Origin of the sequence: Streptosporangium sp. NPDC006930 (assembly GCF_040635605.1) — a bacterium.
In the GTDB taxonomy this organism is placed as follows: Bacteria; Actinomycetota; Actinomycetes; order Streptosporangiales; family Streptosporangiaceae; genus Streptosporangium.
Genome location: NZ_JBEYID010000002.1, coordinates 203,792 through 217,046 on the forward strand (window position 1 = coordinate 203,792; position 13,255 = coordinate 217,046).

12 protein-coding genes are annotated in these 13,255 nt (G+C 69.3%); 3 read left to right on the plus strand and 9 right to left on the minus strand.

Going from position 1 to position 13,255, the window contains the following annotated elements; translation table 11 throughout:
- Window positions 1–156 precede the first annotated feature (156 nt).
- The 3 genes from sucD to ABZ664_RS04225 form a co-directional block, all read right to left on the minus strand.
- Entirely contained in the window at window positions 157–1,032 is an 876-nt protein-coding gene (gene sucD / locus ABZ664_RS04215) for a succinate--CoA ligase subunit alpha (protein ID WP_350943426.1), read from the minus strand.
- Complete coding sequence (gene sucC, locus ABZ664_RS04220) at window positions 1,032–2,213, minus strand: ADP-forming succinate--CoA ligase subunit beta (protein WP_362502726.1); 1,182 nt, start codon at window positions 2,211–2,213, stop codon at window positions 1,032–1,034. Before sucC ends, sucD begins: the two co-directional genes overlap by 1 nt.
- A gap of 264 nt (window positions 2,214–2,477) precedes the next feature.
- Complete coding sequence (locus tag ABZ664_RS04225) at window positions 2,478–2,885, minus strand: cobalamin B12-binding domain-containing protein (RefSeq protein ID WP_362502729.1); 408 nt, start codon at window positions 2,883–2,885, stop codon at window positions 2,478–2,480.
- 431 nt (window positions 2,886–3,316) lie between these two features.
- On the opposite strand from ABZ664_RS04225, the gene ABZ664_RS04230 reads away from it, so the two are divergent.
- Both ABZ664_RS04230 and ABZ664_RS04235 read left to right on the plus strand, forming a co-directional pair.
- Window positions 3,317–4,198, plus strand: a complete 882-nt coding sequence (locus ABZ664_RS04230) for a hypothetical protein (RefSeq protein WP_362502732.1) — start codon at window positions 3,317–3,319, stop codon at window positions 4,196–4,198.
- A gap of 295 nt (window positions 4,199–4,493) precedes the next feature.
- Window positions 4,494–5,402, plus strand: a complete 909-nt coding sequence (locus ABZ664_RS04235) for a hypothetical protein (protein ID WP_362502735.1) — start codon at window positions 4,494–4,496, stop codon at window positions 5,400–5,402.
- Between the two features lie 52 nt (window positions 5,403–5,454).
- Here the strand turns inward: ABZ664_RS04235 and pcrA are convergent, their stop codons facing one another.
- Complete coding sequence (gene pcrA, locus ABZ664_RS04240; protein ID WP_362503917.1) at window positions 5,455–7,731, minus strand: DNA helicase PcrA; 2,277 nt, start codon at window positions 7,729–7,731, stop codon at window positions 5,455–5,457.
- A 125-nt stretch (window positions 7,732–7,856) separates the two neighbouring features.
- Between pcrA and ABZ664_RS04245 the strand changes: the two genes are divergently transcribed.
- Window positions 7,857–8,576, plus strand: a complete 720-nt coding sequence (locus tag ABZ664_RS04245; protein ID WP_362502738.1) for a PIG-L deacetylase family protein — start codon at window positions 7,857–7,859, stop codon at window positions 8,574–8,576.
- A 102-nt stretch (window positions 8,577–8,678) separates the two neighbouring features.
- Here the strand turns inward: ABZ664_RS04245 and ABZ664_RS04250 are convergent, their stop codons facing one another.
- The 5 genes from ABZ664_RS04250 to ABZ664_RS04270 form a co-directional block, all read right to left on the minus strand.
- A complete protein-coding gene (locus tag ABZ664_RS04250; protein WP_362502741.1) occupies window positions 8,679–9,665 on the minus strand; it encodes a type II CAAX endopeptidase family protein in 987 nt (328 codons plus the stop codon).
- A 122-nt stretch (window positions 9,666–9,787) separates the two neighbouring features.
- A complete protein-coding gene (locus tag ABZ664_RS04255; protein ID WP_362502744.1) occupies window positions 9,788–10,066 on the minus strand; it encodes a WhiB family transcriptional regulator in 279 nt (92 codons plus the stop codon).
- Between the two features lie 283 nt (window positions 10,067–10,349).
- Window positions 10,350–11,024, minus strand: coding sequence for a neutral zinc metallopeptidase (locus ABZ664_RS04260; RefSeq protein WP_362502747.1), 675 nt, complete (start codon window positions 11,022–11,024; stop codon window positions 10,350–10,352).
- A gap of 55 nt (window positions 11,025–11,079) precedes the next feature.
- Entirely contained in the window at window positions 11,080–12,549 is a 1,470-nt protein-coding gene (locus ABZ664_RS04265) for a glutamate-cysteine ligase family protein (protein ID WP_362502750.1), read from the minus strand.
- 51 nt (window positions 12,550–12,600) lie between these two features.
- Complete coding sequence (locus ABZ664_RS04270; RefSeq protein ID WP_362502753.1) at window positions 12,601–13,239, minus strand: response regulator transcription factor; 639 nt, start codon at window positions 13,237–13,239, stop codon at window positions 12,601–12,603.
- Window positions 13,240–13,255 lie beyond the last annotated feature (16 nt).

Here is a 13,255-nt window from a genome sequence, read left to right on the forward strand (position 1 = left end):
GAAGGGACTCCCTCGCCCGCGTGTCGCGCACCGCGTCACGGGATCCCCCTGTGGTATCCGGGTGACGCCGGCACGGGAACCGCATGGCGAAGGGCGCCCGGCGGGATGCCGGACGCCCTTTGAAAGTGGGCGGGGCCGTGGCCCCGGAGCCGTGCGCTAGAGCGACTTGACGACCTCGCGCATCAGGCGGGCGGTCTCGCTCGGGGTCCTGCCGACGCGGACGCCGACCTTCTCCAGCGCGTCCTTCTTGGCCTGGGCGGTGCCGGCCGAGCCGGACACGATCGCGCCCGCGTGCCCCATGGTCTTGCCCTCGGGGGCGGTGAAGCCCGCCACGTAGGCGACGACCGGCTTGGTGACGTGCTGCTCGATGTAGGCGGCCGCGCGCTCCTCGGCGTCGCCGCCGATTTCGCCGATCATCACGATCGCCTCGGTGCCCGGGTCGTCCTGGAACGCCTGCAGGGCGTCGATGTGCGTAGTGCCGATGACCGGGTCACCGCCGATGCCGACCGCGGTGGAGAACCCGATGTCGCGCAGCTCGTACATGAGCTGGTACGTCAGCGTGCCCGACTTCGAGACCAGGCCGATGCGGCCCGCGCTGGTGATGTCGGCCGGGATGATCCCCGCGTTCGAGGCGCCGGGCGAGGCGATGCCGGGGCAGTTGGGCCCGATGATCCGGGTCTTGCCGCCCTTGGCGACCGCGTACGCCCAGAACTCGGTGGTGTCGTGGATCGGGACACCCTCGGTGATGACCACGCAGAGCGGGATCTCGGCGTCGATCGCCTCCTTGACGGCGTCCTTGGTGAACGCCGGGGGCACGAAGACGACCGACACGTCGGCACCGGTCTCCTTGATCGCCTCCGCGACGGTGCCGAAGACCGGCAGGCCCTCGTGGACGGTGCCGGCCTTGCGGGCGTTGACGCCGCCGACGACGCGGGCGCCCGAGGCGAGCATCCGGCGGGTGTGCTTGGTGCCCTCACCGCCGGTCATACCCTGGACGATGATCTTGCTGTTCTCGTTCAGCCAGATGGCCATTACGCACCTACCGCGGCGAGTTCGGCGGCGCGCTTGGCCGCATCGTCCATGGTGTCCACCAGTTCGACGCCGGGGAGCTTCGCGTCGGAGAGAATCTGACGCCCGAGTTCGGCGTTGTTGCCGTCCAGACGGACGACGAGCGGGCGGCTCACGCTCTCGCCCCGGGTCTCCAGCAACTGGAAGGCCGAGACGATGCCGTTGGCGACCGCGTCACAGGCGGTGATGCCGCCGAAGACGTTGACGAAGATCGACTTCACCGCGGGGTCGGAGATGATGATCTCCAGACCGGCCGCCATCACCTCGGCCGAGGCACCGCCGCCGATGTCGAGGAAGTTGGCGGGCTTGGGCGCGCCGGGGAACGCCTCGCCGGCGTAGGCGACGACGTCCAGGGTCGACATGACCAGGCCGGCGCCGTTGCCGATGATGCCGACGGAGCCGTCGAGCTTGACGTAGTTGAGGTCCTTGGCCTTGGCCGCGGCCTCCAGTGGGTCCTCGGCGGCCTTGTCCTCGAAGGCCTCGTGGTCCGTCTGGCGGAAGGCCGCGTTGTCGTCGAGGGTGACCTTGCCGTCGAGGGCCTTCACCTGGCCGTCGGCGGACAGGATCATCGGGTTGACCTCGACGAGAGAGGCGTCCTCGTCGACGAAGGCGCACCAGAGCTTCTCGATGAGCTCGGCGGAGCCGTCGAGCGCGGCCTCCGGCAGCCCTCCGGCCTGGGCGATCTCACGTGCCTTGGCCCGGTCGACGCCGTCCAGGGGGGAGATCGGGATCTTCGCGACCTTCTCCGGGGTGCTGTGCGCGACCTCTTCGATGTCCATGCCGCCCGCGGCGGAGCAGATGGCGAGGAACGTACGGTTGGCGCGGTCGAGCAGGAAGGAGAAGTAATACTCCTCCGCGATCGCGCTCGCCTCCTCGATCAGGACCTTGTGGACCGTGTGGCCCTTGATGTCCATACCGAGGATGTCGGTGGCCTTCCGCTCGGCGTCGGCGGCGTCGTCGGCGACCTTCACGCCACCGGCCTTGCCTCGACCACCGGTCTTGACCTGGGCCTTGACGACGACACGGCCGGTCAGCTGCTCGGCTGCCGCCCGTGCCTCCTCCACGGTGTGCGCGACCACGCCGCGCGGCACCGGGATGCCGTACTCCGCGAAGAGCTCCTTCGCCTGATGTTCGAACAGGTCCACGAGGGTCCGTCCTTGCTTGTCCGGCTGGTGTACAGATGAGAGCGGGCCGACTCCATGATCCAAGGGGAGCCCGACGGTTTTGCGCCAATGAAGCCTAGCCCGCCTGATGACATGACCAGGTAACCGGGTTCCAGATCGTACGCCTCGAACGCTGTGAGCGCCGAACCGACAGGCCTTGCCGCCACCCTCGTGAGATCGTTCACCGGAGCGGCGAGCGACCCGTCGGAGGTCCGTCAGAGCGGCGAGAGACCGGCCCGAAGGGGATCAGACGGGCGAGGGGATCGCGCTGCGCACCCAGTCGACGATCTCCTGGGTGGTGGCGCCCGGGGTGAAGACGCGTGCGACGCCCATCTCCTGGAGCGCGGGCATGTCGTCTTCGGGGATGATCCCGCCGCCGAACACGACGATGTCGCTCGCGTCGTTCTCCTTCAGCAGCTCCAGCACCTTCGCGAAGAGCGTCATGTGCGCGCCGGACAGGATGGACAGCCCGATCGCCGCGACGTCCTCCTGGATCGCGGTGCGCACGATCTGCTCGGGCGTCTGGTGCAGGCCGGTGTAGACGACCTCCATCCCGGCGTCCCGCAGCGCCCGCGCCACGATCTTCACACCCCTGTCGTGGCCGTCCAGCCCCGGCTTGGCGATGACGACGCGGATCCTTGACACGGCATCCATCCAGACCTCCTTGTCTGCGCTCCCCTCGCGACGTGGGAACTGTCGGAAGCGTAACCGGCCACGTCTCACCGGGGTCGGCGGGCCACCGCGAACCACATTACAGCGGCTCCGATTTCATCGCTTTTCTCGTACGGCGCCACGGCCGCCTCTCCGAACGATCGCGCCCCGGTTAAACCGGCAGGAATGCGCGAGACGGCCTGGGTCTCGCGAAAAACTCACGGAAAAAAGGAAACTGACCGTCCGTGATCGACCGCAAACGGATCCGTGTTCCCATAGGGCTCCCAAAGATCGAGATGGCGCCTCTGCACCGAATATGCACGTTTAATTCAAGGCAATCCTCCAAATGCGCTACCATTTCGTGATCTTGTCCCGCAAGAATGTGTTGTCCCCTCCCCCAGCGGGGCGGAGGGATCAATCAGGAGGATTTTCCTTTGAAGCGATACATCGCCGGTCTGGCGTGCGCCGCGACGGCCATGCTGGGCGTTCCGGCGCTGGCATCGACCGCGCACGCGCAGGCCGCCGACCCGATCAGCGCGCTGAAGAAGCAGTTCAAGAGCGGCCTTGGCGTCACCTACGTCGACACCACGAAGGTGCGGGCCTCATATGGCAGCGCGGTCACGGCTCAGCGGAAGGGGGTGTTCCAGTTCGGCGCCTCTGGAATCAACGCGTCCGACCAGACCACCAAACTGCGCTTCAAGGCGAGCGACATCGCGGCGATTTCCGAGAACGCGAGTGAGGAGGACGCCAAAGTGCTGGCCGGGCTGACCTCGCCCGAGCGGGTGATCCGTGTCAAGAACACCTCTTACATCTCCGGCGGCATCTTCGGTCAATTCCTGCCCGGTGACAAACCGTGGCTGAAAATTCCCGGCGGCGCTCTGGGAAACACCGGCCGGTTGAGCCAGCTCGTCAACCCGGCCGAGCCCGCGACGCTCAAGGCCCTGCTCGCACGCGCCACGGTCAAGCGTCCGACCACCTACTCGGGAAAGATCACTTTCGGTGAGCTCTACAAGGTCTCACCGTGGTTCCGGGCGGGCGTCTTCATTCCCCCGACGGCCAAGCAGTCGAAGACCGTGGTGGAGTGGAAGCTGGTTCTCGGCTCCGACCTGCTCGCGAGGAAACTGACCACCAGCTATTCCGCGGGCGCCCTGGGCGCCCAGGGCGGGATGACGCTCTCGGTCGAGACCCGATACACCGGCTGGGGCTCCAAGGTCACGGTCAAGGCGCCGCCCGCCGACCAGATCGCCCTGCCCGGCGACCTGGATGAGGGTGTGGAGGCCGACGGCCCCATCCAGCTGCTGAGTGGCGGCAGCTGATCGTCTTTCTTCGGTCACCGCGTTGGTCACACCACGCTGATCACTTCGTGCCGATCACCCTTCGCCGGTCGCCACACGACGACCGCACCGCGTTGACCGTCCCGCGCTGACCACTCCCCGAACCACACGAGCCGCGCCCGGTGGGCCTCACCCGCCGGGCGCGGCTCGCGGCGTTCTTCATGTGCGCGGGACTCGCCGCCTTCGGCGATTCTTGATCCGATATTTCGGGATATAGGTAAGAATCTTCTTCCGCCCTCCGCGACGACGCGAGGACACATACGGGAGGACCCCCTCGATGAGGCGAATGATCGCCGCCCTGACCGGCGCCACCGTGGCAGCTCTGATCGCTCCCACGCTGGTGGCCGTCGCCCCGGCGAGCGCGAAGACCACCCCGGCCGCGACGGCCTCGGCGGCCGACCCGGTCTCGGCATTGAAGCGCCACTTCAGGACCCACAGGGGCGTGAAGCTCACCGAGAACACGAAAGTCGTCGGTGAGGGCAAGAAGCACCGGGCGATCTTCACCCGGCGGAGCGGTGTGCTGGAGTTCGGCAGGACCGGCCTGGTCGCCTCGGACCTCACCACCACGTTCAACCTGCCCTCTGAGGAGGGCGAGTTCAAGGGCCTGTTCACCCCGTCGCGGACGATCTCGCTGAAGGGCGTCTCCTACACCTCGGGCGGCATCTTCGCCGAGTCCATGCCCGAGGGCAAGAAGTGGCTGCGCACTCGCGGCGACACGGCCTACCTGGTCAGCGCCGTCCAGCAGATCATCAGCACCGTCGAGCCCGCCACGCTGCGGGCGACCCTGGCCCGCACCACCGCCAAGCGTCCCGGCGGGACGTGGGACGGGACCCGGACCACGGTCCACTCGGGCACGATCACGCTGGCCGAGCTCTTCAAGGTCTCTCCCGCGGTGCGCGCGATGCTGGTCAAGAAGCCCACCGGCAGGTCCGCGACGCTCCCGGTGACCTGGAAGATCTACGTCGGCTCCGACCAGCTGGTCCGCCGGGTCGTGTCGTCGTACACGGAATCGACCCGGGGCCTCAACAGCACCGAGCTGTCCTACGTCAACGACACCCGCTACACCGGCTGGGGCACCAAGGTCACGATCAAGGCGCCGCCCGCCGGCCAGGTGGTCGAGTTCGACGAGCTCATCGGTGACACCTCCCCGCCGGAGGACCCCATCGGAGAGATCTTCAAGGGCTGAACCGCACGCCGCCCGAGGTGATGGGAGACCCTGAGACCGAGCCGGCCGCGCGTCAGAGCTTCTCCAGCGGCGCGTACGCCAGCAGCAGGGTCTTCTCTCCCCCGCCACCGAAGTCGATCTTGACCTTGGTCTTCTCCGCGACGCCGTCCACCGACACCACCGTGCCCAGACCGAACTGGTCGTGGGTGATCCGGTCACCGGGGGTGAGGTTGGGGATCTGCCTGCCGCCGGGCTTCCTCGCCGGGGCGGGACGGGAGTCGCGGCGGGTGGCGGCGCTCCAGGCGCTCTTCTCCGGGTCGCTGCGCCAGTCGACCAGCTCGGACGGGATCTCGGCGACGAACCGGGACGCCGGGTTGAACGCGGGTGAGCCCCAGGAACTGCGGACGGCCGCCCTGGAGATGTAGAGGCGCTGCTCGGCCCTGGTGATGCCGACATAGGCCAGGCGGCGCTCCTCCTCCAGCTCCTTGGGCTCGCCGAGAGAGCGCATGTGCGGGAAGACCCCGTCTTCCATGCCGGTGAGGAACACCACGGGAAACTCCAGCCCCTTGGCGGTGTGCAGCGTCATCAACGTCACCACGCCCTGGCCGCCGTCGGCCGCCGGGATCTGGTCGGCGTCGGCGACCAGGGAGACCTGCTCCAGGAACTCGACCAGCGTGCCCTCGGGATTGGCCTCCTCGAACTCGGAGGCGACCGAGATCATCTCGTCCAGGTTCTCCAGGCGGCTCTCGTCCTGCGGGTCGTTGGAGGCGGTGAGCTCCAGGCGGTAACCGGTGCTCACCAGCACCTCCTGGGCCAGCTCCGAGGGCGTCATGTCGTCGGCCTTCACCATGAGCTCGTCCATCAGCGCGACGAACTCGCCGATGGCCTTGAGCGAGCGGGTGGCCATGCCCGGCGCCTCGTCCGCCCGGCGCAACCCTTCCCAGTAGGGGATCCGCTCCCTGGTCGCGAACGCCTCGACCATCGCCTCGGCCCGCTCGCCGATGCCGCGCTTGGGCACGTTGAGGATGCGGCGCAGCGAGACCACGTCGTTCGGGTTGGACAGGAAGCGCAGGTAGGCGAGCAGGTCACGGACCTCCTTGCGCTCGTAGAAGCGCACCCCGCCCACCACCTTGTAGGGCAGGCCGGTCCGGATGAAGATCTCCTCGAACACCCGGGAGGCGGCGTTGGTCCGGTAGAACACGGCGACCTGGCCGGGAACGACGTCCTCGTGGTCGGTGAGCCTGTCGACCTCCTGGGCGACGAACATGGCCTCGTCGTGCTCGTTGTCGGCGACATAGCCGGTGATCTTCGCCCCGGCGCCCTGGTCGGACCAGAGGTTCTTGGGCTTGCGGCTCGCGTTGCGCGAGATCACCGCGTTGGCGGCGGACAGGATCGTCTGGGTGGAGCGGTAGTTCTGCTCCAGCAGGATCGTCCTCGCCTCCGGGTAGTCGCGCTCGAACTCCAGGATGTTGCGGATCGTCGCGCCGCGGAAGGCGTAGATCGACTGGTCGGCGTCACCCACCACGCACAGCTCGGCCGGGGCGACCCTGCCCTCGCTGCCCTCGCTGCCCTCGCTGCCCTCCCTGACCACGTCACCGTCGGCGGTGCGCAGCCCGGGACGGCCCGCGATCTCGCGGATCAGGGTGTATTGGGCGTGGTTGGTGTCCTGGTACTCGTCGACCATGATGTGGCGCCAGCGGAGCCGGTAGTGCTCGGCCACGTCCGGGAAGATCTGGAACAGCGTCACCGTCAGCATGATGAGGTCGTCGAAGTCCATCGCTCCGGCCTCGGTGAGCTTCTGCTGGTAGTTGCGGTACGCCTCGGCGAGCTTGCGCTCCAGATGGGTGGACGCCTGGGCCCCCGCCGTCTCGTAGTCGATCAGCTCGTTCTTGAAGTTGCTCACCTGGGCGGAGAACGACCTCGGCGGGTAACGCTTGGGGTCGAGGTCCATCTCACGGCAGACCATCGCCATCAGTCGCTGGGAGTCGGCCTGGTCGTAGATGGAGAAGCTCGAAGGGAAGCCGAGGCGCTTGGCCTCGCGGCGCAGGATCCGCACGCACGCGCTGTGGAAGGTCATCACCCACATCGCCGCCGAGCGCGGGCCGATGAGCCGGTCGACCCGGTCCTTCATCTCCCTCGCGGCCTTGTTGGTGAAGGTGATCGCCAGGATCTCCTGCGGCTGCACGCCCCGCTCGCCCAGCAGGTAGGCGATGCGGTGGGTGAGCACCCGGGTCTTGCCGGAACCCGCACCCGCGACGATGAGCAGAGGGCTGCCGTGGTGCACGACGGCCTCGCGCTGCTGGGGATTGAGCCCGTCGAGCAACGGATGGGTCAGGGAAGAGGCTGGGATCGACACGTCCCCTAGGTTAGAACGACCGACCGACAACCGGGTCCAGCCGTCGTCAAGGAATGCGGGTGGACCCGCCCACGGTTGTGATGACCGAGCGGTACGCGGAAAACGAAAGGGTCCCTCCCATGCTTTCGGAAAACGAGATCAACCGCGTGCTCGCGGTCACCGCGCATCCCGACGACGTGGACTTCGCCGCCGCGGGAACCATGGCGCTGTTCACCGAGCGAGGCGTCGAGGTGACGTACTGCGTGGTCACCGACGGTGACGCCGGCGGCTTCGACCGCGAGCTGGACAACACCGGGATGGCCGAGCTGCGCCGGACCGAGCAGTCCAACGCCGCCAAGGCCGTCGGAGTGACCGACGTGCGCTACCTCGGCCACCACGACGGGACCGTGGTGCAGAGCCTGGAGCTGCGGTGCGAGATCACCCGGGTCATCCGCCAGGTCAGACCCGACCTGGTGATCACCCACAGCCCCGAGCGCAACCACCGGTTCATCGCCCCCAGCCACCCCGACCACCGGGCGGTCGGCGGCTGTGCCCTCGACGCCGTCTATCCCGACGCGCGCAACCCGTACACCTTCCCCTCGCTGCTGCTCGACGAGGGACTTGAGGCGTGGACCGTCCGCGAGGTCTGGCTCAACGGCGGCCCGACGCCCGACCACTACGTGGACGTCACCGACACCTTCGACCGCAAGCTCGCCGCCCTGCGCGCCCACGCCAGTCAGATCGACCACCTGGACGACTTCGAGGACTTCCTGCGGGGCCGCTTCTCGCAGATCGCCACCGAGGCGGGCTTCGGCGAGGGTCGCTACGTCGAGGCCTTCCAGCGGGTCATCACCGTCTGATCTCCCCGCGCGCAGGCCGGGAGAGCACGGCCGGGAGCCGAGACCGGGAGAGCACGGCCTATGGAGGGCCGGGAGAGCACGGCCGGACCCGCCGGCGCGGGGTCACCTCGGCAGCGGTCCGCGGCCCGAGGCCGGCTCCTCCGGCGGGGCGAGGCGGGCGAACAGGTAGCCCAGGGAGTTGGTCGCGAGGTGGAACAGCGCGGGAGCGGCGAGACCGCCCCTCCTGCGCAGCTCGGTGAAGAGCACCCCGGCGAGGCCCGTCGTGACCACCGACCCGGCCACGACGCGCGCCACGTGCCACGCGGGCGCCCCCTCCGGGCCTCGTGGCACGCCCGGCGCGTCCGCTCCGGCGGCCACAGCCGGTACGCCGGAGCCCTCCTCGCCTTCCGTTCCTCGCGCGCGAGAGGCGAGGACGGCCGGTACGCCGGGGCCTTCGCTTCCCGTCCCCGCCGTACGAGAGCCGTGGGAGGCCGCGACGTCGGGGACACCGGGAACGTCAGGGACGCCGGGGGCGGCGAGGGCATCGAGGGCCTCCCCCGTGGCCAGGCTGCTCAGGGCGGGGTTGGCGGCCATCATGTCGACGGCGGGCAGGATGTGCCAGAGACCGAAGAGAACCGAGGAGACGGCGGTCGCCGTACCGTGACCGTGGGAGCGGGCGACGAGGGCGTGCGTCACCCCGCGAAAACCGACCTCCTCCAGCAGGACCGTGCCGAACGGCACCTGGATCAGGGCCTCCTCCAGCGCGCGGGCGCGCGACAGGGACAGGGCGCGCTCGTCGCGGAAGAACCTGCGGGTGGCCGGGACGGCGATGCCGACGGCGTAGGCCCCGGCCACGGCGGAGGCGAGCGCGCCACCGATCCGCAGGCCCCGCGAACGCCGGTGGAACCCCAGCTCGGCCCAGGAGAGCCCGGAACGACGGGCCATGACGACCAGCGCGCCGGTGGCCACGGCCGAGGTCAGCGGTGCCAGCCTCGGCGCCAGGCGGTTGTTGAGCACGTTCGCCGCCACCAGCACCGCCAGCGTGCCCGCCAGAGCGCCGGGCACCGCCTCGGATCCGGCACAGGCGGCTCGCCCCTGCTCGCGTTCCATGCCCACGACTCCCTCGGACGTCGTCTCGCGCCCCGCCTGCCGGGCCGCGCCGGGGATCGCGACCTCGGGCCCGCCCCGCGCTTTGATGATCCCCGCCGATCCGGCACGAATCCGGTTCGAGGCTACGCGACGGGGGCGCGGCCCGCGGCGGCCTGGCGCCAGCCGTCGGGGAAGCGCAGGCTGCGGCGTTCCTTCACCGTCAGGCCACCCCAGATCCCCTCCGGCTCGGCCGCACGGAGCGCGTAGGCCCGGCACTCCTTCAGCACCGGACACCGCTCGCAGACCGCCTTCGCCCGCGCCTCGTGCTCGGCCGACTGCGTCAGCGGGAAGAACAGCTCGGGATCGCTCGTACCGCAGGCACCTCGCGCGGCCCAGCCGATCTCTCGCACCGTCATCCGCATGACATCACCCCCTGGTCGCTCCCCGCCCTCAGAGTAGGTGGACCGGGACGGCCCGGCATCAACCTCCCGGCGGATTCATGCGTACTCATCGCGGCGTACTTTCCTCGCGGCGTGGTCAGGCGGGTGTTCCACTCCGGTGGCTCCTCCGGCTCCCGCTCCGGTGGCTCCTCCGGCTCCCGCGCGGCGACTCCGGCCGTCCAGGCGTGAAACCGCGCGAGGCGACCGTGGACGTGGTCCCCGGCTCCGGTCCCCTCGGCTCCCGCGCGACGGCTCCCGGCGCGTCTCAGCAGGCGCTCGTCCCCTGGTTGTAGCCCTTGACGAACAGCTCCTGGCGCTGCCCCGCCGTGCCGTGGGCGTCCGGACGCAGCCAGTCGTCGGTGGGATCGCCGGCCGCGGCGAGGTTGAGCAGGAGTTCGTCCTCGTCGCCCGGCTCGGTCTGCAGCGCGCCGCCCTTGACCAGCGCTCCCAGGGTTCCTCCGGCGTAGCAGTCGGCCTGGAGTTCCTGCTCGATGCTCAACCGGAAGGCGGTGTTCAGCTGTGCCTGCACCGCGTGGCCGAACTCGTGCGGGATGATCACGTAGACCGAGCCGTCGCCCATCCGCTCGTAGAGATCGTTCATCCAGTTCTCGTCGTAGGCGATGAAGTGCCCCACCGGGCAGTAGAAGGCGTTGTTCGGCACCGAGGGCTGCCCGCCGCAGTCGGGCCCGTTCTCTCCCTGGTAGGCGGTGAACGAGGCGACCGGGCGGTAGGTCAGCCCCGCCGCGGAGAAGGTCTGCTTCCAGTAGGCCTCGGTGAGCTCCCTGGCCAGCTCGACGTCCGACTCGAACGTCTCCCCGCGCGCGCTGGGCGTGGCCCGCTCACCGGCGGGACCGGCCCCCGGTTCCGTGCCCTCCCCGACGCTCCCGCAGGCGGTGACGGCCGCGAGCACGAGCACCAGGAGAAAAGAGAACGTTTTCATGAATCCATCGTGACGGAGTGTCGCTCCCCGCGCGCGGAATCGCCACGACCGGGGTTCAGGGGGACGGCCAGGCGTGGACGGGCTCGTTGGTGTGCATGTTCTCGATGTACCGCAACGTCATCCGGCGCAGTGCCTCGTGCCTTTCGAGGTCGCCGAACGCGTTCACCGCGTCGATCTGCCAGCTCGCCCCGGTCGTGCCCGTCAGGCAGCGCTGCTCGACGATCCCCAGCAGCCGGTCCCTGGACTCGGGAGCCACGCCCCACAGGTCGAGTCCTTCGTGGGCGAGCGGCAGCAGGCGGCGCAGGATCAGCTCGGACGCGGCCACCTCGCCGAGCCCCGGCCAGAAAAGCCTGGCGTCCAGGCCGTGCCGCGCCGCGGCGTGCAGGTTGTCCTCGGCCGCGGCGAACGACATGCGCGTCCACACCGGGCGCTCGGCGTACGGGAGGACGCGCATGAGCCCGTAGTAGAAGGCGGCGTTGGCGGCGACGTCCGCCACCGAGGGCCCGGCCGGCAGCACCCGGTTCTCCACCCGCAGGTGCGGGGTGCCGTCCACGACCGCGTAGATCGGCCGGTTCCACCGGTAGACGGTGCCGTTGTGCAGGGTCAGCTCGCCGAGCTGGGGGGTGATCCCGCGTGCCAGTTCCTCGCGCGGGTCCTCCTCGTCGCACAGGGGCAGCAGCGCGGGGAAGTAGCGGGCGTTCTCCTCGAAGAGATCGAAGACCGAGGTGATCCATCGCTCGCCGAACCACACCCGGGGCCGTACGCCCTGGGTCTTCAGCTCAACCGGGCGGGTGTCGGTGGCCTGCTCGAACAGCGGGATCCTGGTCTCCTGCCAGAGTCTGCGGCCGAACAGGAACGGCGAGTTGGCCGCCAGCGCCACCTGGGGGCCCGCGATGGCCTGGGCGGCGTTCCAGTTGGCGGCGAACGCCTCGGGGCTGACCTGGAGGTGGAGTTGCAGGCTCGTGCAGGCGGCCTCGGGGGTGATGCTGTCGGCGTAGGTCTCCAGGGACTCGTCGCCCTCGATCGACAGGTGCAGGTCCTCGCCCCTCGCCGCGAAGATCTGCTCGTTGAGGAGTTTGTAGCGGGGGTTGGCCGACAGGGTGCCCTCGTGTACGTCGCTCTCCCGCAGCGTGGGCAGGATGCCGACCATCACCATGTGCCCGCCGACGGTGCGGGCCCGTTCCTCCGCGTGGTTGAGACGGTCCCTGATCACCTTCTCCAGCCGGGCCGCGCCGTCTCCCTCCAGCGATTCCGGCAGGACGTTGATCTCCACGTTGAACTGGCCCAGCTCGGTCCCCCAGTCGGGCTCGGCGATCGCCTCCAGCACCTCGATGTTCTTCATCGTGGCCTCGCCGCGCTCGTCCACGAGGTTGAGTTCGATCTCCAGCCCGGCCCGGGGTCTGTCGAACTCGAACCTGGACTCGCGCAGCATCTGCGCGAAGACGTCAAGGCATCGGCGAACCTTGTCCCGGTAGCGCCGCCGGTCCTCGCGGCTGAACACCATCGCGGGTACATCGCGTCCCATACTTCGCAGAGTCGCACATAAGTAACTGCTCGTACAGAAGGCGGTGAAGGTTCAGACCAGGCGGCGCGCCGTGGCCCAGCGGGACAGCTCGTGGCGGTTGGAGAGCTGCAGCTTGCGCAGCACGGACGAGACGTGGGTCTCCACGGTCTTCACCGAGATGAACAGCTCCTTGGCGATCTCCTTGTACGCGTACCCCCGGGCGATCAGCCGCAGGACCTCGCGCTCGCGCTGGGTGAGCGAGTCGAGTTCGGGGTCGATCGGCGGGGCCTCGCTGGAGGCGAACGCGTCCAGCACGAACCCCGCCAGCCTCGGCGAGAAGACCGCGTCGCCCTCGGCCACCCTGCGGATGGCGTCGGTGAGCTCCCGCCCGCTGATGTTCTTGGTCACGTATCCCCGCGCGCCGCCCCGGATCACGCCGATCACGTCCTCGGCCGCGTCGGAGACCGACAGGGCGAGGAAGCGCACCGTGGAACCGGAGCCGAGGACCCGGCGCAGCACCTCCTGGCCTCCGCCACCGGGCATGTGCACGTCGAGAAGGACCACGTCGGGCCCGAGCGCGGCGATCGCCTTGACCGCGGACTCCACGTCCTCGGCCTCCCCGATCACCTCGATGGACTCGCCGAGCTCGGCCCGCACCCCGGAACGGAACAGGCGGTGGTCGTCGACGATCAGGACCTTCACCACGCTCATCGGACTTCCCCTCGCG